We start from the raw sequence: 21483 nt of genomic DNA on the forward strand, positions 1-21483 counted from the left end.
GGAAATTATACAGCCTTTTATCTACCTGTCAAGTACAAAAACAAAATACCTCGCAGACCCATTAACAACATCCCCAAAACCGAATATAACAGCTCCCTCAAACCTCGACACCCTCCGACAAAACCAAGAAGACGCCGATTCCATCAGCTCTTCCTCAATTCCAGAATTCCCGGCCCAGCAGTGCGGCGTCAGCCAGGGGAGCCTGAAGCCGCTCCAGGTAGGAGCCGTCGCCGACCAGCATGTCCCCATGGCCCAGGAGGCATTGAGCCTCCGTGAACCCTTCGCCCAGGATTATTTGACTGTTGCTCTTGCTCGCGACCTTCAGCGCGATGCGCAGCTGGAGGTTGGCCTTGATGACGCCGGTCACCACCTTCGCGTCCGGGCGCTGCGTCGCCAGCAGCAGATGGAATCCCGCGGCCCTGCCCTTCTGGCATATCCTCTGGATGAAGAGTTCGAGCTCCTTCGCCGTCCCCCTGGACGTCATGAGGTCGGCATACTCGTCGATGATGAGGACCCGGCGCCGCAGCCGCTCCCCGGTGACGACATTGTAGTCCGTCAGGTGGGAGACCCGCGCCCCCTCCATGAGCTCATAACGCCGCTCCATCTCCTCGACGGCCTCCCTCAGCGCCTCCATGGCCTCATCGGCGTCGCAGAGGACCCGTCCCTCCTCCAGGGCCCGCAGCCCCGCCAAGTCGGTGAAGGTAACGCGCTTGGGGTCGATCAGGGTAAAGCCCACGCCGTCCTGCGGCGCACAGAGCAGAAGTCCCACGACCACGGAGCGGAGCAACACGCTCTTTCCGCTCCCGGAGGTCCCCCCGATCAAGACGCTGGTCATGGACGGTTCCGACAGATCGGCCCAGAAGACGCTTCCATCCACCCTCATCCCCAGGGGAAAGGCGGCCTCCGAGTCGGGACACGCTCTTTCCCCCTGCCCTTGCCGCATCAGCTTTTCAAGGGTCAGGACCTCGCGGCGAAGGCGCGGGACATCCACGCTGACATATCCCTTCTGCGCCTGGATCATGGGGGGCTGAGGAAGGTCCATTTGAACCTGAAGGTCATCCGCCCGGTTCCCTATCTTCTTCACGGTCGTCCCCCTGGCAGCGTCGGGTCGGACCTTCAGGCGTATGAAACAGGGACCGCAGACAACCCCCGCATCGGCAGCGGACAGCCCGAGGTCCTTCAAGGCCCCAAGCAACTGCCCCATGCGCTCGCGTCCCTCCGCATCGCAGGACTTTTCGCCGGAATCATCGTCGGTGTCGTCACGGGATTCGCCGCCGGAATCGCCCCCCATGCTTTCCAGAGCGGAGGAGGGCTCGGCAGCCATTCCCCAATCCCCGGCACAGTCCCCGTTCCAGGGGCACCGCAGGCAGAGTTCGGAGTTCACCGCCACGGGGAGGGGCAAGCGCCGCTCCAGTACGTCCAGGACCACATCGAAGAGGCCCGGCAGCGCGGACATCATGCTCGCGACCTCGGAGGAGGGGAAGACTCCGGGACGCTCCTCCTCCAGATAAACGACCTGCACGGCGGGCAGGATGCCCGCGGCATTCTGGATCAGCCAGGCGTAGATCAACGTCTGGGAGAGTGCCACCGAGGGGTCGGAACATCGATATCCCTTGAACTCGAACAGGGTCGCCTCGCAGGAATCGGGATTGAACAGCAGCGCGTCATAGCGTCCCGAGAGCTCCAGCACCCGTCCGTCGGAGGAAACGTAGGTGGCCTGGAGCGTGCGCTCCGGCCTCAGGAACACGCGATCCATCGCCTCGTCGGGATCGAGACGATCAAAGGGGATTCCCGCCAGAAAATCCGCCATACACCCCGACCAAATGGAGGTCCCCCGTGCCATGGACAACACCCGCCCCGTATCGAGCTTCGGCGCGTAGCGATCCAGGAAGGGAAGAAAGAAACGGGTACGAATAAGCTCCTCCAATCGTTCCCGAATCGGAGTCCTACCGGCGATATCTCCGGTAAGGACCGCACGGATCTCGCCTCTCAGGGAATTTTGAGGATCGGCCGCCGCATCGAAGAAGGCCCCGGCGATATGCTTGTGGAACAGGGAACCGTACTTCTCGCCGCTCCCCTCGATACCGACCTTCCAAGCCCCGCGCTCCCCCTCCCCGCGATAGGCCAGAAGCCTGGGACAGCGCTGGCACAACGCCGCGTCACTGACGGAAAGGGTCTGAACGTCGTCTCGTTTCTTCCGGGAACCCATAGCCCTACACCATCGCGATCAGGGTGCCGTCTCCGGAGGGGTAAAGGCGGAAGAGCGCCTTTTGACGGTTCAGCCCGGCCAGCAGCGTCTGATAACCGATAGTGACCCCCTCGCGATGGAGCGCTCCCACCAGGAGCTCGGCCCCCATCATCTTCATGGGAGACCCCTTCAGCAGGGACAGGACGGCGCGCGTCAGCCGTTCCTCGTCCGGAGCGCTACCGTCCGAACTCCCCGGCTTCGCGGCGGGAGAAACAGGGGTACTTCCCCCCTTTGGTCCCCCATCTGCATCACCGTCCGGGGAAGTTTCTCCGTTCTCCCCCAGGTCGAGGAGCTCCGGACGGAAGCCTTCCTTCATGTAGCGTGAGAAGTCCTCTCGCGTCGCCGGACGCTGGCCCGAGGACGGATAGAGGGCGACGTCTCCGTTGCAGACCTTGTTTCGGAACGCCACGAGGCCGTACCAGGCCGCGCACCCCCCGGATCCGAGGATGATCGCCCTCCCCTTCAGAGCCCTGAACTGCCCAAGGAGCTCATGGACCTTCCTCCAGTTTTCGGGGCCTCGGAACACCCGTTTGTCCGTAACGTAGCAGCAGAGCCCGTCGGGATGTGCGCTCAGAAAATCGACCCCCCGCTTCAGGGCGGCGGCCGCGGAAAGATGGTTCCTGGCCGTCAGGACGATGAAAGCGCATGGAGTCGCCCGGCCCCCGGCGGAGCGCTGCCCGGACAGCCGAACGTATTTATCGTCCGAGCGGGAGACGTTGAACTCCGGCCGGGAGGCCAACCACATTTCCAGCGCATCCAGAAGCTGATCCGCGTTGGGCGGCCAGGCGTTCGGGTCCGAGGCCACCTTGTCGCACTCCTCGCGGTAAGCCGCGGTCAGGGTTCGTTCGGCCTCACGGATCTCGTCCGTTTCGGCAGCCTCCGGGGACCTCGTCCCTCTCGGGGCTTCCGGAAGAGCCTCCGAGCCTTCCTCATGGATTGCGCGGTTCGCCAAATCTATGACCGTCCTGGGGGAGTATCCCGTCCGCAGCTTCCCCTCGAGACGAGCCATCAGCCATCGGTACTTTTCCTCCGCTCCCTCGACGAAAAAGGCGGCGATACGATTTTTAACCAGCTGCCTCGCCTGATCCAGGCTGCAGTTTCCCATGGGAACGGGATGGTTGAAGCGCTGCACCACAGCGCTGTCCAGCACCCGGGAAAAACGATGGTTCCAAGTATCGGCGCGAAGAAAGGCCAAGGGCAGCATGCCGGAGACATCGTTGACCAGAAGGCTCAGCACCTTCCCCCACGCGTTGATCAGGTCCGGGGAATCCATGCCGTCGAGCTGGTCGAAACAGACCAGCATGGGGACGCGGGCATAGCGCAGGACATGCCCCAGGGAGAGAAGCATCTTCGACGCCTCGTCCTCCCGCGCCTCCGGCGCCATCGCGTCCCGGTCGCAATCGGGAACCCCCAGCCTCTCGGGGAAGCTCTCGTCGGACTCCCCCATCAGCCAGAAGAGGATATCCTCCTTCAAAGATGCGTCCTCCGTATCGGCGTAGAGCAGCAGGCAACGAAGGAAATCCCTGTCGATCCCCAACAGCTGCTTCTTGAGAGGACTGAGCCGGTCCATGCCCGAGAGGACGGGACGCCCCTTCTCACGGCAGCACTCGTGGTAGCTTTCAACCAGCTCCCCGAGCAACAGATCGATCTGCAGCTTCCCGTCCCTGTGCTCCCGCGCCATGCTGATGAAGATCTCCCGCAGCAGGTCCCGCATGACGCTCTCCGGGTTCATGAAAGCCCTGACCGCTACGAAGATCGCAATCTGCCCGTTCTTGCGAATCTTGCCAAGAACCCGCTTGAGCATATGGGTCTTGCCCGTCCCCGGCTCCCCCAGGATCAAGCCGGCAAGGGGCAGGGCAGGCTCCCGCCTCTTCATCCTCAGGAGCTGGTCGATATGTTCGACGATGTCACGATTGAGGGAGTCGATGTCGGGGTTGGCGTTGTCCCAGGGATTGGGGGCCGCGGACGAGGCGAAGGGATTGTTCTCCACCAATTGGGCGCGAATACCGCCTCCATTCAATTCGCCTCCATTCAAGCCTCCGCCCTCCGAATCGCTCAGGCCCCCGCTCAGCCTATCCATGTCATCGTCCCCATCCTGAAGCCGTTCTCGTCCACAAAACCATCCTCGACCTGCTCGGGCGTCATCAGCGTCACGTCCCCCGCATGAAGCTGAACGACCTCATCGTCGCGCAGCCGGCGGAGCATGTCGTCAAAGACCTCGCGCGGCCAGCCCATACGGCGGCGCAGATCGCAGATACGGACAAAAATGCTCCCTCGATCGAGCTCCCGAAAGGCCGCATGAAACTGTTCCCTGCGTTTGCCGAACGTGTCTATTGGAGTTTCACATGCTGTCCCGGCCGCATCTTTCATCACAGGTCCCATCGCCCCAGAGGCAAAGAAACGAGGCACAAACTCGGCAACAAGCTTCAACGTGACCTGTCCGCTCTCCAACAGGTTATTTAAAATCCTGATGAGCTCATCCTTTTTGATAAACGGCATTCCGTTAAACAGCTGCGGACCACTTTTTCCAGCTTTTCCCCGTATAAAGCACAAAACGACTTCGGCCAAATTAGTCCCGCGAAACAAATAAACAGCATTGCCCTTGTTGCATATTGCCAATTTGTCTTCCAAATGGGGTGTAAGGATCTTTATCACACTTGGGTTTGTCAGCTTCCTTCCCGTTAACCCAAGACGCTTGCGGAGCTGGGAGCTCATTGCCTTCTGCATCGCACTCAGAGTCATGAAATCCCTCCCGCTGCGCTGCAAAACCTCCAACAACTCCTCGGCGACGTCCCCAACCGTCTGCTTCTCGTCCATCCTGACTTCCATCTTATTGCCCTTTATCACTTCCATACTCTCCCCGCCCATTCGATTTTCTTCCGGCGCAAAGGACCGAAAAAACATCGGGTCTCAGATTTCATCTCAATTATACACAGGAAATCGACGCTATAATAAATGATACTCGGCCCTCTAAGGCGTCATTCCGCGAGGACGGAGGGGAAACGAAAAGGAGGAGTACATCGTGAGGAAGCAGGACTTTCAGGTTGGTCCGTCCGCCATGGAGGGACTCAACGCATTTTTGACGAACCCCGACAACCCCCTGCTCGCGGACCTGCGGCGGGTGGTAGCCAAGTACGGTTCGGTGGAGGAGATCAACGCCAGGGCACGGGAGGCCGGCCGCATTGAAACCCTCTTGAAGCGGCTCGAAAGGATAAACTCCCCCTATATCAAGGATCTCGAATGGCTCATGACGGCGCGCGAGGAGGGAAGGTTCATCCCGATCTCGGCCTATAGAGCCAGGGTCAACCCCGAACGCCCCGTCTGGGAGTACGACGCGGCAAAGCCGGTAACCCTGGAGATCAGCGCCCTGCAGTATTTCCCCTGGGTCGTCGCCGAAGCCCGGCAGTGCATCGAAAGGGGCGAGGTGCTCCCGGGCCGCTTCATTCGCGTCCGGAAGATGAAGGAGCAGGAGGCGGACGGAGGCGATCTCCCCGCAGTCCGGGCCGCCATGAAGATCCTGGGGGCCTCCTGCGTCGAGACGCTGGACACCAAGGGGACGGACGGCTCCAACGTGCACCTCGGGGGGCCGGAGACCCTGACGGGCTACTTCGGAGGCATCGGCCAGCCCAACGGGCATCCGCTTCAGTGGGTGGACGAGGCCCTGTACTATTACGTGAACTACGGCGTGGACGAGGTGCTGAACATCAACCCGGGCACCGTCTTCCTGGGCTATCTTCTCTATCGGCTGGGCGTGAACATCCGCTTCAAGATATCGGTCTTCATGGGCAACGACAACCCCTACGCCGTCCTCTGGACCCTGTTGGCCGCACGCATGTTCGCGCGCGACGACGGCTCCACCCCTCTCTCCGGCTTCAACCTGTCCAACTCCATCGACGACGGCAACCTGGCCCGTGCCGCTGCCGTGCGGAAGGAACTGGGGCTCGAGGATCAGGTCCGCATCGAGCACCACATTACGGAGACGTGGAAGAGCATCGTCCGGCAACCCTATGACCGGCGGGCCGGCCTCGTCGAGCTGGCAAAGACCATCCCCAACATCTCCGCCAAACACGAGGGAGGGAACCCCGAGGACGAAAAGGACCTGGCCCATCCCTCGGACATCCTCGACTACTTCCGCGACAGGAAGGAAATAGAGGCGTCCGGCGAGATGGACGTCCTGCTGGGGAACTACATGCTGAAGCACAAGGCCGTGAATACGACCGCGGAGGCCCTGACGAGGGCGGGGCTCTCCTTCGTCGCCGCAGACGCGCATCGCCGCTGATTCAACGGCAGCAAACAAATGAAAAAATGCCCCCTCCTCAAAAAGGAGGGGGCATTTGCATTCAATTCGTCGACGGTTCCTTCGGCTTCACGTCCAGCGAGACGATGACGGGCATCCCCCGCCATACCTTCACGATTGCCTCGATGCGGCCTTTTCGTGCGGCGTCCTCCAAGACGCGGCCCGTATTCTCCCTGAGGTAGAAACGTTCGAGCCCGGGCCCGAAATCGAGCCTCGCCACGGAGCCGCCGGAGGCGGCACGAAACGCCCCCCTCAGATAGGGCCGCCCCACAGGCGGGGATGTCCCGACTCCCTCGGGAGAAAATATGCCCGATGCATCCCGCTTAAGGGATACGTACCAATCCTTTGCGAGCTTCATCTCCGCCGGTTCCGGTCCGCCGGTTTCCCCCCCGGAAACGACGTCGAACGAGGCCAATGGGATCTCCTCCACCGCAAAGCGGAGCGCCACATAGTCGCCCCTGAAGAGGTCCCGGGGATCGAGCGGGACCGTGGCGAGGCGCACCTCCTCACCGAACATCAGGATCAGAGTGGGCCTCACCGGCGCGGCCAGGAGCACGCACAGGGGCAGGAGAGCCACGACGAGATAACGCCTCAATCCCCTCATGCCTTTTTCCCCCCCTCAAGGCTCGTTCTGATCCGCTTCGCCCTTCGGCGCACCCGCTCCATGAAATAGCCCAAGGCAATCAGCAGGAGGCCGCCCACCGTGAAGAACGCGGCCTTGGGCATGAAATCGTAGAAGCCGTCGAAGTAATAGCGCAGCACCAAAAGGCAGAAAAAAGTGGTCGCCAGGGTGTGCCCCCTCCAGGTCAGCCAGAGCATGAGCAGGGAGAAGATCAGGGCCGACAGCACCGCAAAGGCGGTATCGGGTGAGGAAAACCCCATCCCGACGACCAGCGCGTTGAACCTGGGGAAACAGTCCGGCAGAACGGAGTCGCGCCAGACCTGGGAGATGGTGAGGAAGAGCCCGCAAACCCCTGTCAGCATGATCCCCCACCCCTCCAAGTCACCCTTCCGTTCTCCGAAGGAGCAAAGGACCATCAGCATCCCGATTCCGCCCAGCACGATCAAGTTCTGCGCTGGGTCCGAAAGATAGGCGAAGAGCGGCAGACCGATGAAGGAAAGTGTGGCAAAAACGTTCATGCCAAAACAGAGACGTCTGCGCTCCCCCAGACGCCACCAGGCCGCCCACAGGGCCAAGAGGATCAGGACCCTTTGAGGCCGGAAGAGGCTCTGCAGGAAATCCGCGACAGAGAACTGTGGAGCACTCCAGAAGCTGCCGAACAGACCGAACCATGGGGCATGGAATCCATACAGAAAGACAATCGCAAGCGCCTGCATGAGGAGCACCTGGAACGGATCGCGAAAGAGCAGGGCGACGGGCAGAACCCCCGCGAACCACCAGGCGACGGCCGTAGTCCAGTGCCCGCCCTGATGAAACATCTGGGCCATGAGGAAGATGCCCCCGCCATAGATGAAGCTTCCCAGCAGCAGAAAGGCCCGCGACGTGCGGGGAAACTCCGCCTCCGCCCGCCAGGCTGCAAGGATGGAAAACAGGTAGCAGAGCACGATCAGGGCAGCGCGGAGGGCGCGGGGCATGTCCAGCCAGTTCGCGGCGACGGCGCTCAGGAACCCCAGGCCGACAAGCATCCCTCCCAGCCCCAGCAGAACCTGAGGGAAATGCCCCTTCCGAGGAGCATAAAGCCCCTCGATGGCGGAGGCCTGGGCTGGATCGATGATCCCGGAGTCCCTCCAGAGGGCGACCTCGCGCAGGAGGAAATTCAGCTCCTTCCTTTTGACGAAACGCTCGGGAAAGCCCCTTTCCATGACGATGCCGCCCTCAGCTCACGCGGCTGCCCAGCGGGATCTCGCCTGCAGGGGCCACGAGGGTCAGGGCCTCGCTGTTCCCATCCACCTTGACGCTGGCGGCCAGGATCATGCCGTTGCTCTCGATGCCGCAGAGTTTCGCCGGCTTCAGGTTCGTCACCAGGACGACGCGCCGCCCCTCCAGTTCTCCAGGTGTGAAGAACGCCTTGATGCCGGAGCAGACGGTGCGCTTCTCGTACCCCAGGTCCACCTCCAGCTTGTAGAGCTTGCGCGACTTCGGGATCTCCTCGACCTTGACAATCTGCGCCACGCGCATCTCCACGGAGCGGAACGCCTCGATGCCGATCTCGGGCTCATGTTCCAGGTCCGGCTCATGCTTCGAGGCGGCGCCCCCTCCTTCCTTACGCGGGGCTCCGGACCTCGCCCCCTCCTCGCCCCGAGCCTTTTTCCACGCCTCCAGGTCGATCCGGGGAAAGAGCACCTCGGCCTTGCGCACCCGCGTCCCCGCCCCCGCGCTCCAGACGAAATCGTCGTAGAGAAGCTCCAGGGGGGAGCCGTCGAGCCCAAGCTGCTCCCAGATCCTCCGCGACGTCCCCGGCATATAGGGGGCGATCAGGAGGGCCGAGAGGCGAAGCGCCTCGTACAGGCTCAGGAGCACGGAGTCCAGCTTCTTCTCCTGCCCCTCCTTGGCCAGTTTCCAGGGCATGGTCTCGTCGATGTACTTGTTGGCACGCCCAACGAGCGCCCAGATCGCCTTCAGGGCCTCGTCGAAGGCAAAGCGTTCCATGGCCTCGTCCACGCGCTCCAACGTCGCCTTCGCGAGCGCACGGAGTTCGTTGTCCAGCGGGTCATCGAGCTTGCCCGCCGGGACGACGCCATCCCGATAGCTGACGATCATCTGGAGCGTGCGGTTCAGAAGATTGCCCAGGTCGTTCGCCAGGTCGCTGTTGATGCGCCCGACGAGCGCGGCCTCGGAGAAGTCCCCGTCATGGCCGAAGGGCACCTCGCGGAGCAGAAAATAACGGAAGGCGTCGGCCCCGTAGAGCTCCGCCATCTTGAAGGGGTCCACGACGTTGCCCTTGGACTTGCTCATCTTCTCGCCGTCGACCGTCCACCAGCCGTGGGCGATGACCGAGACGGGGGGCTCCAGCCCCAGGGCCAGGAGCATGAGCGGCCAGATGACGCAGTGGAAGCGGATGATGTCCTTGCCCACCACGTGCCGGACGGACGGCCAGTATTTCCGGAACATCGCGGGATCGTCCAGATACCCCACCGCCGTGGTGTAATTGATCAGGGCGTCGAACCAGACGTAAATCACGTGCTTCTCGTCGCCCGGGATCGGGATTCCCCACTTGAGGGTCGTACGGGACACGGACTGATCCCGAACCTCCCCCCGCAGGAAGCTCATGATCTCGTTGTAGCGGATGCGCGGCATGACCCCGCTCAGGTGCTTTTCGTAATGTTCGATCAGCCTGGGGACGTATTTGGAGGCTCGGAAAAAGTAGCTTTCCTCCTGCATCAGGGTCAGGGGCCGGCCGCAGTCCGGGCAGGTGTTGCCCTCCCCGGCGCTGGACTCGGGGACGTAGGTCTCGCAGGGGACGCAGTACTGCCCCTCGTAGGTCCCCTTGTAGATGTCCCCCTGCTCCATCAGCTTCCCGAACATGGCCTGGACCACGCGGATATGGCGCGGCTCGGTGGTGCGGATGAAGTCGTCGTTGCCGATATCCAGGACCTTCCACAGATCCTTGAAGTTGACGTGGATCTTGTCCACCAGCTCCTGGGGCGTCATCCCCTTCGCCTCCGCGGCGGTCTGTATCTTCTGCCCATGCTCGTCCGTCCCTGTGAGGAAATACACGTCGTACCCCTTCATGCGCTTGTAACGGCTCATGACGTCGCAGGCTATCGTCGTGTAGGCGTGGCCGATGTGGGGGATGTCGTTGACGTAATAGATGGGAGTGGTGATGTAGAAATTCCTGCCGTCCATAATAAAAAACCTCCGTATTCACGTACTCGAACCGTCAGACCGGGCAGGGGCCCTCGGCCGGTCGGCCCCTCCAGGGCCTGAGCACGATGGGTTTCAGGTTGAAGCATTTCAGGGCCTCGTTCACGTCCTCCAGGGCAAACACGCCCCTATCCATGCAATGAAGGAGGACGATATCGTAGACCTCATCCTCCGAAAGCGTGTGCCCCGCCGAGACGAGAAGCTGACGCATCTCGTCCCGTTTCAGTTCGAGCGCCAGGCCGAACGCGAAGACCAGCTCCTTGAGGGGACAGCACTGCCCGTCGGCACGCAGAGCGGCCATGTCCTCCGGGGTCCAGCCCATTTTGGAGCTCATCTCCGCGTCGCCGATTCCCCTCTCCTCCATCAGCCCGGTAAGGGTCTTGACGAAGAAGCACGGCCCGTCCTCCGGGGAAAGACCCGCAAGGACATGAGGAACGGAGATCCCCCCCGGGAGAGGCACACCCTCCCCCTCCCCGCCGAGGGGACGGAGCGTGCCCTCCAGGGAGCTGAGCGTCCCATAAACTTTTTTCGCAAGATCCATGAGAAACTCCGAGGACAACATCGCTAGGACCTCCACAACCCCGGCAGAAAACCGATCATGCTATCTTATCACGATCCTCGGCACTCCTCCCGGAACACGGGGGAGAGGAGAAATACCAGGCCCAGCAGAGGCAGCAACCCGATGAGCAGCGTCGTATTGTGGATGCCGATCCTGTCCGCAAGCTCTCCCAGGGGGTAGAGCGTCACGTTTGCCGTCCCCCACGCAAGCCCCATGACAACCGAACTCGCGACGCTCCGGGCATGGGGCATCAGCGTCTGGGCCAGGACCACGGTGAGGGGCATGGTGGAGTAGATGCAGGAGACCCCCACGATGTAGAGAGAGGTCGAAAGCAGCCCCGAGGCCAGCGAGGCCGACGTCAGGAAAAGCGAGCCCAGGAGCAGGGTCAGCCCCAGGATCGTCCTGATGCGCACCCTTTGGGACAGCCGTTCGACGGGGATCATCGCCAAAGTTCCTCCGAGCGTGATACAGAAGAGAACGGTCCCGATGGCATCCAGAGCACCGCCCTCGGCCGCGATCTTCAGCGGCAGGAAAAAGCGTACGCACTGGAACACGACGTCCCGGATCACGGCGACGGCCCATAGGGGGAAGAGCACCGTAAACACCCCGCCGAAGCTCCGCCAGAACCCCGAGCCGCTCTCGGAACGGGGAGGAAGCGTTTCCCGGAGAAACGGCATGAAACAATAGATCAGAGGGGCAAGCAGGAGAGGTGGTAGAAGCGTGGCCCAGAGGCCTCCATACCCGAACCGCTCCACCACGAAGACGGCCACGACGGGGCTGACCAGAACCCCGGCCGTCCCGGAGATGTTGAACAGGGTCAGGGCAAACGACAGTTTTTCCGGCCTCGCCACATAGCCGATCCCCCCGCTGCCCTGAGGGTGGAACAGGGCGCTCCCCACCCCCCAGAGCCCGGCAAAGAAGAGGGCCCCTCCGTAGCTTCCCGCAGATGGAAGCATGACGGCCCCCAAGCCGCAGAGCAGGGGGCCGGCCATCATGAGCCAGGGGCGGCGAATACGGTCGCAGAAGTAGCCGATCACGGGCTGTCCGACGATGTGGCAAAGCCCCACGATGAGGCTGAGCGCCCCCGTCAGAGCGTAGTCCAGCCCCAGCGACGCCTTGATGTAGGGAACGAAGGTGGGCAGAAACGCCGCATACATATCGTTGACGCCGTGCGCCAACGATATCAGGACCACCTTGATCTCCAAAAGCGCAAAAAAGTCCCCTTTCAGGGGGAAGGCGCCCGTCTTTCCGCTCAACGCAGTTCAACTCCATTCCTGAAAAGGCGGCGTCCGCCCCTTTTCCCCTGGTCTCTTACAGAGCTTTCCGAGGCTTTAGCCGCAGTTACTTTATCATGGACAGCTTGAGATTCCGATCGAAAAAGAGCGTGGCCAACCGTCGCCGCCCCTTCATCAGGGAATAGGAATAGGGGGTGTCAATGGCCGTCGCCACATAGCGCGCACGCAATATGAGATTGTACCCCGCGTGGTCGGCTATCGCGAAAATCTTGTCCAGCGAGAGCCCCAGCTGAGGCTCGCCGATCAGAGGATCCAACGGGTCTCCGGAGAAGACGACCCGCCCCGAAGGCGCGGGAGCCGGTACACCATCCACCCCAGCACCGGGAACCGCTTCGCCCGGAGCCTTCGCGCCGGCGGGCCCCGCAGGGGCCTCCGTAGACGAACGGGCTCTTTTAGGCCTGGCAAGGGATTTCAACTCCACCACCGGTCCTCCGGTCCCCGAGCTGCCCGAACCCGAGGATCCCGCCTCCGGAGTTCCCTTGGGGGCCGCAGGGGGCTCGGGGTTGAGCGGGCGGATCGCCGCATCCGCACTCCACCGGCTGCCCAAAATACAACCCCCTACCGACAACACACCACAAATCAGCAACACAGCGATCTTTTTTGAAGACATCATACAGACAACCTCCCCAAAAATTTGAATGACGACGAAAAAGGTGCGCACAAAATCGACATCAATCCAAAAAATCCTTGAGTTTGCGACTGGGCTGACGAAGCTTCCTCAAAGCCTTGGCCTCGATCTGCCGGATCCGCTCCCGGGTCACGTTGAACTTGCGCCCGACCTCCTCCAGGGTGTAGGAATGTCCGTCCTCCAGGCCAAAACGATAATGAAGCACCTCCCGCTCCCGGCTGGACAGCGTGGCCAACATTTCCTCGATCTGTTCGTGAAGCAGATGGCCCGCCGCCGCCTCGTCCGGACTCGGCAGGTCCCGGTCCTCGATGAAGTCGCCCAGCTGGCTGTCCTCCTCCTCCCCTATCGGGGTCTCCAGGGAGACCGGAAGCTGGGATATGCGGCGTATCTCCTCGACCCGGGAGGGGTCGATCTCCATCTCCGCGGCGATCTCCTCGTCCGTGGGCTCTCGGCCCAGCTGCTGCACGAGCTGGCGGGAGATACGTACCATCTTGTTGATGGTCTCCACCATGTGGACCGGCACGCGGATCGTCCGAGCCTGATCCGCAATGGCGCGGGTAATCGCCTGACGAATCCACCAGGTCGCGTAGGTACTGAACTTGAATCCCCGGCGATAATCGAATTTCTCCACCGCCCGGATCAAACCGAGGTTCCCCTCCTGGATCAGGTCCAGAAAGAGCATTCCGCGCCCGATGTACTTCTTCGCGATGCTGACCACCAGGCGGAGGTTCGCGTCGACGAGCTTCTGCTTCGCCTTGACGTCCCCCTCCTCCATGCGCTGGGCCAGGTCGACCTCCTCCTCCGCCCGCAGAAGGGGGACTTTTCCGATCTCGCGCAGATACATGCGCACCGGATCCGTCAGAGGGATATCGTCCAGCTTGCCGAAGTCCCCGTCCAGGGACGGGAGCAGCTCCTCCCCAACTCCGACGGAGGCCTGAACCTTGCCCCGACTTTCCTCCTCGACGACCTCGATTCCCAGCTCCTGAAGGTTGCTCAGGATGTTGTCCAGCGTATCCGGGTCCCAAACCTCCACCGGAATATGCCGCTCGATATCGCGATGCGTGACAAAGCCACGTCCCTGCCCCTCATGAACAAGGGTCCTCACCTTTCCCAGGTATTCGGGAGAATCGCTCTTTGCCGATCCGATCCTGACATCGCGCTTGTTTTCTTCCTGCACCGCACATGACCTCCATTTTCATTCCGCCGTATTTCCAGTTCCTCAGGTGGATCGGAACGCCTGTTATTCTGCCGGGACAAGGCCAAAAAACGGAGGAAAAGAGACCTCGGGGGATGGGCCGACCATCTGCCGGGTCTCGGCAAATTCCATCTCGTAAAGCAACCTGCTGATCCGAAGCTGAAGCGGATCGTCCGTCTCGTAAGCCATACAGAAACGCCGATATCCAAACTGTTCCGCAAAGAAGGCAAGGCCCGGGTCCCCGTCCTGACCGGCGAGCATTCCCTCGAAGTCCGTCAGAAACTTCTCCTCGTCGAAAAAAATCCCCTCGCTCACCAGGACGATCACCTTGATGTTCTCCATCAGCACGCCCCTGTTCCAGAGGGAGCAGAAGGCAACCCCGGCGGAAAGGTCCTCCGAACCGCCGAAGCCGGCGCCGATGAGGCGCTCCATACGGGGGGAGTAGCCCAAAATCATCATGAACCCCAGGCTGAAGGCCCCTTGGGGCTCAGCCCTGTAAAAATTGTCGCGCATCAGGCTTCCGATGGACCCCATCCCAAGCGAGGACATGAAGAAGAACTCGCTCCCCCGTTCGAGGCAGGACGCCGCCACCCTCCTCAACCTGGGGTTGAGGAGGCAATTCATGGAGATCGGCCGATAATCCACCCCGAAGGGGAACCAGGACGCGATCTCGAGGTCCAGGTCCGAATTCCAGTAAGGAAGCAAAGTATCCTCCTATTTTATCTCAGGCCTCCGATTCACCTCGAGCCTTCGGGAGCCCGAGCCAACGAAGGGACGAATCGAACCGACGGCAGCATATCCCCCGCCGCGAGAAGGGAAAAGAGCGCAGAAACACTGTCTCCGGCGTTTCTCTCCGTCGAGCCGGAGGGTATCCTTCCGGTCCAACCGCGAGGCCCCTCCGCTAGGCGACGCCGGAAGCCTGAGCCGCCTCCTGCCCTTCCCGGACGATCCGGGCCACGTACTCCACCAGCTGGGATATCTCCGGCTTGGTGATCTGATAGCGCGCCCCGACGCTGGCAGCCTTGACCTTGATGTCCTCCGCCATGATGGAGGAGAAGACGATGATCGGCAGATCCTTCGTCGCCGGATTCTCCTTGATGCGGCGGGTCAGGGCAAGTCCGTCCAAGCGGGGCATCTCGACGTCGGTCACCAGTACGTCGAAATGCGCCCCCTCCTTCATGATCGCATCGTAGGCCTCCCTGCCGTCCGAGCAGAGCAGGAGATTCGTAAATCCCCCCATCGCGAGGGAATCCTTGATCTGCTTGCGGATGAGGGGCGAATCCTCCGCCACGACGATGCGGATCGCGGCCGGGTCCGTCACCCCTTCCATCAGGGCGGCGGCGCGGGAGGGGTCCCACCTGCTCTGCATGGAGAGCTGCGGGCTGATTGTCTGCACGATGGCCTCGTAATCCAGCAGCAGGACGTTCCGACTGTCGCGCTTGATGACGTAGAGTATCCATTCCCCAAGGTACTTGCCCGTCAGGCTCGAGTCCAGGTCCTCCGAGTTGATGCGGTAGATCCGCTCCACGGCGTCGACCACAAAGCCCAGCTTGACCTCGTTGAACTCGGCAATGATCACCTTGCTCTGGTCGAGGTCCACCGAGGGTTCGATGTCCAGAAAAACGCGCAGGTCAACCATAGGAAGGACCTCGCCCCTGACGGAGGTAATCCCGATCAGGGACCTGGGGGAATCGGGGATGACCCGGCATCCCGGCCAACGCAGAATCTCCCTGGTTTTATCGACGTTGATTGCAAATGATTGTTCCCCCAGGAAGAAAACCACGACCTGCCACTCGTTCGTGCCGACCTCCGTGATGACTTTCTTGACTTCCTGCATTTGAATACCCCGTTTCTTCAGCGACAAATCCCTCTCTGAGGTTGAATCCAATCCTGTTTAATATACCACCATTCCTCGAAAAGCGACAGACAACTCCCCCATCCCAAGTCCGCAGATTGCGGCGGTTTTATCGGGAATCGAGCATGTCATTGTATAGGCTAAGCCGACTTTGGTTTTGCACCCGTCAGGTGCGGCAAAAATATATAAAACCCGTCTTTACCACACGTTAAAAAATTTACCCGCGAACTTTGACGTATCGTTCGCAGCAGACAGAGCATCTTGGAGGCGGTTCACCGTCGATACAAAAGGCTCCCCACCGTGCCATTACGCCTTCACGACCAGTGCGTCCGCCGCCACGGCGCCCTTGCCCTCCTCCAGCACGAACACGGGGTTGATGTCCAGCTCCAACAAGTCCGTCTCGGCGACGGCCAGCCGGGAAACCCGGCTGACGATCCGGGCCAGGGCCCGGACGTCGCGCGGCTTGCTGCCCCGGGTCCCGGACAGGAAGGAATAGCCCTTGAGCTGGCGAATCATGTTCAGTGCCTCCTCCTCGTCCACGGCGCCGTGTCTCAGGGAGACGTCGCTCAGTACCTCGACGTAAATGCCTCCAAGCCCCACGGCGATCATCGGACCGAACACGGGGTCCCGCTTCACCCCTACGATGCACTCGAACCCGCCGCGCACCATCTCGGACACCAGGAACCCCTGGACCCCGCCCTCTCCGGCGTGCTCCTCCAGGTTCTTCCGCACCGCCTTGAGCGCACCCCGAAGCTCCTCGAAGGAGCGCACATCCAGCACCACGATCCCCGCCTCCGTCTTGTGGAGCACGGAGGCCGCCATCCCCTTGAGCGCCACGGGGAAGCCCAGTTCCTCCGCTGCATCGCAGGCCTCCTCCAGGTTTTTGCAAAGCCTCTCCCGCGTTATGGGAATGCCGTACCGCGACAGGAAGACCTTGGCGTCGTACTCCGTCATGTTCCCCTTCCAGTCAGGAAGGATCGGCACGGAGGCATCGCCCCGGGGTTTTGCGACCGGCCGGAACGTTCCCCACCCCTCCAGAGCCCTGAGGGCACGGGCACATTGACGGAAACTCTGGAAGATTGGGATTCCGGCGGCCTTCAACCTTTCGATGAAGCTCCCGCCGTGTCGACGGTCAATCATCCACACGGCCGCCTGGGGCTTCGTACCGCGGACATAGCTCTCGATCATGATATCCGTCATGACGTCTCCCGCCTGCCCCACGATCATGGAGAGGGATGTGACGGCCGCATCCAGTTCCGGATCCGCCTGCACCGCATCGAAGACGCTGCGGAAGTTCTCCGGCTGTTCCGAGATCTGGACCGTCATGTCCACCGGGTTGCGGGACGCTCCGAAGGGCGGTATCGCCGCCTCGACGCGGGCTCTCGTGACGGGGGAGAACTCGGGAACGGAGAGCCCGACGTCATTCAGGCAGTCGGCCATGACGATGCCCGCGCCGCCGGAGGTCGTCAGGATCGCCGAACGTCCTCCACTCATCCGCTTCTCCGCCCCAAGCACCTGGCCGATGCCGATGATGTCGTCGATGTCCTCCATCGGGATGACCCCGTACTGCGAAAAGATGGCCGACCAGACCCGTTCGTCCCCCGTCAGGGCCGCCGTGTGGCTCTTGGCCGCCTCGCGCGCCGAGGGGGACCGCCCCGCCTTCAGCACCGCGACGGCGATGTCCCGCTCCCGGGCCTTCCTCACCAGGCGCAGGAACGCCTCGCCGTCCTCCAGCCCCTCCAGATAGAGCATCAACAGACGCACCTCGGGGTCCTCCAGCACATAGTCCGCGCACTCCACGGCATCGAGGTCCGACTGATTTCCGGTGGTCGCCACATAGCGGAACCGCACGCCGTGCTCCATCCCGACGCCGAAGGACGAGAACCCGAACGCCCCGCTCTGGGACACGAACGCGACGTGCCCCACGGGGGGCCGAGGCACATCGTAAAGGGCGCCGGAGAACGTGAGCGGGATCCCCTCGGCGAGGTTCGCCAGCCCCTGGCAGTTGGGGCCCAGCACCCGTATACCCCCGTCGTGGGCGATGGACGACACCTCTTCCTGGAGGGCGAAGTTGCCGGTCTCGGAAAAGCCGGAGGAGTAGACCAGGGCGAAGGGGACCGCCTTGGCCGCACAGGCCCGCATCACCCCGGGGATCAGCCTGGCCTTGACGCTGAGAATGGCGAGGTCGACGGGGCCGTCGATCTCCGTGATATCCCGGTGCACGGGAAGGCCCGCTATGGTGTCGGCTTTGGGGTTGATGGGATAGATCGCCCCCTCGTAGCCGAAGGACTGGAGGTATCGGAGCGTCCGGCCGGTCAAGCGCTCCAGGTCGGACGAGGCCCCGACGATGGCGATGGCTTTCGGGGCAAAGAGCCTCCTCAGAGGATGGGACAACAGGGATTTGGGCGCTTCTTTCGTGTCCTTCATGATCCATGGATCCTCCCGTTCGTTGGCTTCGGCCCACAGGGGCCGCAAAAATCACAAAAGGCCGCCCTCGCGAGAGGACGGTCTTTGAACGACGGAGGGATAGGGCCCTCGGGGTGCGCCCGCCGCATGTACAGCGAGACACCGAGGACTGTGCTCCGCATGACCGGCCCGAATCCGCGCGGGGGGCGTGCGCTCCTTCGAAAGGCCGGTCTCCTGGCTCGCTCCTTTTTTCGGCCCCCTTCCCGGAACGGAAGACGTCCCAGTGGTACGGCCGATGCTGCCGAGCTTACAGTGGCGGGTCCGCACCGGTCTTGCACCGGACTTCCCGAACACCTTCCGAGGCTGTGTTGTCTGCCCGATCACTATACGGCAAAAGATGGGAATGTCAAACGGGTCTCGCCCCTCCGCCGCATTTCGGACCACGCACTCCTCCCGGAGGGCCGCCGCTCCCCTTTTGGAAGAGGAGCGCTTCGGTATAATACGCTTGGAGTTCACGCCTCGCGTGCACCCGAAAAGCCAAGGGGAGATGACTGAGATGGGAGAGCCTTTTCGCGTATCCGACCTTCTGGACACCCTGATACGACTGGAGGAGAGGGGAAGCGCCTTTTATGGGGACCTCGCCGCAAGGACAAAATCGGAACGGGCCCGGAAGCTCTTCGAGCAGCTCGGCGGCGAGGAGCGAGAGCACCGGAACCTGTACGCCGCCCTCAAGAGCAAGTTCGCCGAGGAGGAGGTCCCGGGACCGGAGCGCATCCGGCACCTGGACACCCTGATCCGTCAGAGCTTCGCCTTCGAGGAGTTCAGGCCCATCCTCAAGGACACCGAAAAGGCGTGGCAGCAGGCTCTCGACTTCGCCATACGGCTCGAAAAGGACACCGCATCCTACGTCAGGGAGATTCGCAGCATCCTCAGGCCCGAGGCCCCGGAGGTCTTCGAAGCCATTCTGGCCGAGGAGGAACGGCACCTCAAGCTGCTGCAGGACTACAGAAACCAGAGCATGTACTGAAAAAAATCCGTCGATAGGGACGCAAAATCCCTATCGACGGATTGGCAGCCTCCAGGCTCGACTCTATTCCCTGCCGATATCCTCAGGGGTCAGCGCGGTCAACTCGCGTCCCTGTTTTCTCCTGTAAGAATCGGCCACCCAAAAGACAACGACTCCAAGGCCGAAGAAGAGCAGGAGAGAGAGATAACCTCCCGCATCCAACTCCATACAGGCCCCGATAACCAGCCAGATCGAGATCCCCATGCCGACCAGGAACATCGGGAGCCCCCCTGGTGCCCTGAAAGGACGTTTCCACTCGGGATGAAGCCTCCTGAGGCGTACGACATCGAGACAGGAGATGAAATAGACGACCCCTGCGGCAATGCTGGAGATGGCATAGATGTACTGCACCCAGTTGTCCCCACTGAAAAAGCAGAAAAACAAAGAGAACATGTAGACCACAACATTGGCCAAGAACGGCTGGCCATAGCGATTAACCTTTATGAACCCCCTGGGAAGCTGGTTCAGCTGCGCGGCGCCATAGAGCACCCGGGCGCTGGACGTCCAGAACCCCATCAGTGTGGTGAAAGCGTGCATGAGGCCAGAGACAATGGCGAGGATCCCCAGAATCGCGGGCAGCCCGAAGCGAGCCACCAGTTCGGGCTCAGGCATGCTCATCGAGGCAATTTCATGCCACGGGGCCATGCCTCCCATCGCCAGCACGACAAAGCTGTAAAGCAGCGCGGGAATGAAGAGCGATGCAAGGATAACCTTCCATATTTTTGAGGCCGGAAAATTGGTCTCTTCTATCAGGGTGGGCGTCATTTCAAAGCCGATGAACTTGAGCGAGAATACGGCCATCGCAATGAAGATTCCATACCCCCCCTTCGGGAAAAAGCCCTGGTTCAGACGAATGTGATCCATACTCCAGTGGCCGCTGAGGAAAAAGGAGGACGAGACCAAAAGCGAGATGACGATCATGGAGAAGAAAAAGAAGTTGGACAGTTTCCCCGTCAGGCTGATGTTGAAATTGGAGAGGACGAACCAAAGGGTGACGGAGAATATCGCCACCATCATCATCTGATCGCTATTCAAAGGATAGAAATGGTTGATGGCCGTTCCGAAGATGAAGGCCATCATCGGGGGCTCCACGACCTGAATCAGAAACATCATCCACTGAGTCGCAAATCCCATTTTGTTGCCGTAAGCGTTGCTGGTCCAGGCATCCACCCCCGCAGCAAAGGGTAGCATTGCGGACAGCTCGCCGAACGCCAGGCCTACGGGAACAAGGAGAAGGGCAAGAAGGGGAAACAGGAAAGCCGCCCCCGCCCCCGTGGTCTGAAACCAGTAGGGAGCCTCGGCGAGCCAGCCTCCGATAACGGCTCCCGACGATATTGCGATCATCTGTACGAAGCTCAGATTCCTCTTCAGTTTGCTGTCGTTCATGTTCTTCCTCCTACAAGGCGGCGATCAATTCGTCGGTGCTGACCACGTGGCAATAGATGTTATTCAGCACCGAGAGTTCGTGCTCCTGTATCTCACGCGTCGATGCCCCGCAGGCGTCCTCTACGAGCCAAACCTTGAAGCTCTCGTCGGCCAAGCTGCGTACGGTCCCCGACACGCACTGATCGGTCAGGACCCCGGTCACGACCACCGTATCGATGCCGCAATTGTGCAGCATCAGCCGGAGCGACGTCCCCGTAAGGGCGCTGTCCGTCGTCTTCCTGACCACCAATTCGTTTTCGCGAGGAGCCAACGGAGCGACGATCTCGCCGGCGGGATTTCCGTCGAGCAGGAGCAATTCGTTGTATCCCGTGGCCTTCTGATCCAGGGACCGATCCCTCCCATTCGCGAGCTGGCCGGTTATGCGGGCGTGGGCGACAAGCATCTTCCTCTCCCGAAACGCGGAAAGGAGCCGTGCGTTGTTGGGGATCACCTCGTTGTCCACTCGATCGTAAAAGTACTCCCAGCGTGCATAATAGGCCTTTTCCCTCTCACTCATGCCGCTTGTGTCGGGACGGGTAAGGAAGTGGTATTGCATATCCACGATAAGTAGTGCCGTTCTGCTCCCGTCGATGACAATTTCGCCGTAATCCTCATCGAGCTCGTAATAGAACGAGCAATAACGATCGTTGACCTTCATGATTACATCCAACCTCCACATCGGT

General features: G+C 61.4%; 17 protein-coding genes and 1 riboswitch. Of the genes, 2 read left to right on the plus strand and 15 right to left on the minus strand.

Going from position 1 to position 21483, the window contains the following annotated elements:
• Positions 1 to 154: 154 nt before the first annotated feature.
• Genes ABLA28_RS02045 through ABLA28_RS02055 form a run of 3 tightly spaced genes read right to left on the minus strand, consistent with a single transcriptional unit; the run spans position 155 to position 5116 of the window.
• Positions 155 to 2209 carry an FtsK/SpoIIIE domain-containing protein gene (locus ABLA28_RS02045; protein ID WP_347712308.1) on the minus strand — a complete coding sequence of 685 codons (2055 nt, stop codon included), beginning with the start codon at positions 2207 to 2209 and terminating at the stop codon, positions 155 to 157.
• Between the two features lie 4 nt (positions 2210 to 2213).
• The gene (locus ABLA28_RS02050) at positions 2214 to 4328 is read right to left on the minus strand and encodes a hypothetical protein (RefSeq protein WP_347712309.1); all 2115 of its coding nucleotides are present in this window, start codon (positions 4326 to 4328) and stop codon (positions 2214 to 2216) included.
• A complete protein-coding gene (locus ABLA28_RS02055) occupies positions 4316 to 5116 on the minus strand; it encodes a hypothetical protein (protein WP_347712310.1) in 801 nt (266 codons plus the stop codon). The genes ABLA28_RS02050 and ABLA28_RS02055 overlap by 13 nt, the downstream gene beginning before the upstream one ends.
• 154 nt (positions 5117 to 5270) lie before the next feature.
• Between ABLA28_RS02055 and ABLA28_RS02060 the strand changes: the two genes are divergently transcribed.
• Entirely contained in the window at positions 5271 to 6527 is a 1257-nt protein-coding gene (locus tag ABLA28_RS02060; RefSeq protein ID WP_347712311.1) for a hypothetical protein, read from the plus strand.
• 61 nt (positions 6528 to 6588) lie between these two features.
• Here the strand turns inward: ABLA28_RS02060 and ABLA28_RS02065 are convergent, their stop codons facing one another.
• The 10 genes from ABLA28_RS02065 to ABLA28_RS02110 all read right to left on the minus strand — a co-directional run bounded on the left by ABLA28_RS02065 (position 6589) and on the right by ABLA28_RS02110 (position 18330).
• On the minus strand, positions 6589 to 7149 hold the full coding sequence (locus ABLA28_RS02065) for a GDYXXLXY domain-containing protein (protein WP_347712312.1): 561 nt from the start codon (positions 7147 to 7149) through the stop codon (positions 6589 to 6591).
• Positions 7146 to 8369 (minus strand): DUF2157 domain-containing protein, encoded by a 1224-nt coding sequence (locus tag ABLA28_RS02070; RefSeq protein WP_347712313.1) that lies wholly within the window; start codon positions 8367 to 8369, stop codon positions 7146 to 7148. Before ABLA28_RS02070 ends, ABLA28_RS02065 begins: the two co-directional genes overlap by 4 nt.
• A gap of 13 nt (positions 8370 to 8382) precedes the next feature.
• Positions 8383 to 10353 (minus strand): methionine--tRNA ligase, encoded by a 1971-nt coding sequence (metG, locus tag ABLA28_RS02075; protein ID WP_347712314.1) that lies wholly within the window; start codon positions 10351 to 10353, stop codon positions 8383 to 8385.
• Positions 10354 to 10387: 34 nt separating this feature from the next.
• Positions 10388 to 10933 (minus strand): hypothetical protein, encoded by a 546-nt coding sequence (locus ABLA28_RS02080; protein WP_347712315.1) that lies wholly within the window; start codon positions 10931 to 10933, stop codon positions 10388 to 10390.
• Positions 10934 to 10980: 47 nt separating this feature from the next.
• On the minus strand, positions 10981 to 12186 hold the full coding sequence (locus tag ABLA28_RS02085) for an MFS transporter (protein ID WP_347712316.1): 1206 nt from the start codon (positions 12184 to 12186) through the stop codon (positions 10981 to 10983).
• Positions 12187 to 12271: 85 nt separating this feature from the next.
• Positions 12272 to 12772 carry a hypothetical protein gene (locus ABLA28_RS02090; protein WP_347712317.1) on the minus strand — a complete coding sequence of 167 codons (501 nt, stop codon included), beginning with the start codon at positions 12770 to 12772 and terminating at the stop codon, positions 12272 to 12274.
• 124 nt (positions 12773 to 12896) lie between these two features.
• Entirely contained in the window at positions 12897 to 14030 is a 1134-nt protein-coding gene (rpoD, locus tag ABLA28_RS02095) for an RNA polymerase sigma factor RpoD (RefSeq protein WP_347712318.1), read from the minus strand.
• 63 nt (positions 14031 to 14093) lie between these two features.
• Positions 14094 to 14753 (minus strand): hypothetical protein, encoded by a 660-nt coding sequence (locus ABLA28_RS02100; protein WP_347712319.1) that lies wholly within the window; start codon positions 14751 to 14753, stop codon positions 14094 to 14096.
• A 196-nt stretch (positions 14754 to 14949) separates the two neighbouring features.
• Positions 14950 to 15885: a chemotaxis protein gene (locus ABLA28_RS02105; protein ID WP_314718238.1), complete on the minus strand. Its 936-nt coding sequence runs from the start codon at positions 15883 to 15885 to the stop codon at positions 14950 to 14952.
• Positions 15886 to 16209: 324 nt separating this feature from the next.
• Complete coding sequence (locus tag ABLA28_RS02110; RefSeq protein ID WP_347712320.1) at positions 16210 to 18330, minus strand: acetate--CoA ligase family protein; 2121 nt, start codon at positions 18328 to 18330, stop codon at positions 16210 to 16212.
• A 185-nt stretch (positions 18331 to 18515) separates the two neighbouring features.
• Positions 18516 to 18682, minus strand: a riboswitch (cobalamin riboswitch).
• 183 nt (positions 18683 to 18865) lie between these two features.
• Here ABLA28_RS02110 and ABLA28_RS02115 point away from each other — a divergent pair.
• Positions 18866 to 19336, plus strand: a complete 471-nt coding sequence (locus ABLA28_RS02115) for a ferritin family protein (protein WP_314718240.1) — start codon at positions 18866 to 18868, stop codon at positions 19334 to 19336.
• Between the two features lie 63 nt (positions 19337 to 19399).
• Here ABLA28_RS02115 and ABLA28_RS02120 read toward each other — a convergent pair whose 3' ends face one another.
• Positions 19400 to 20761 carry an APC family permease gene (locus tag ABLA28_RS02120; RefSeq protein WP_347712321.1) on the minus strand — a complete coding sequence of 454 codons (1362 nt, stop codon included), beginning with the start codon at positions 20759 to 20761 and terminating at the stop codon, positions 19400 to 19402.
• A gap of 10 nt (positions 20762 to 20771) precedes the next feature.
• Positions 20772 to 21458, minus strand: a complete 687-nt coding sequence (locus ABLA28_RS02125) for an isochorismatase family cysteine hydrolase (RefSeq protein WP_299300325.1) — start codon at positions 21456 to 21458, stop codon at positions 20772 to 20774.
• Positions 21459 to 21483: the final 25 nt, after the last annotated feature.

The sequence above is a fragment of the uncultured Fretibacterium sp. genome, assembly GCF_963544685.1.
Classification (GTDB): Bacteria; Synergistota; Synergistia; order Synergistales; family Aminobacteriaceae; genus CAJPSE01.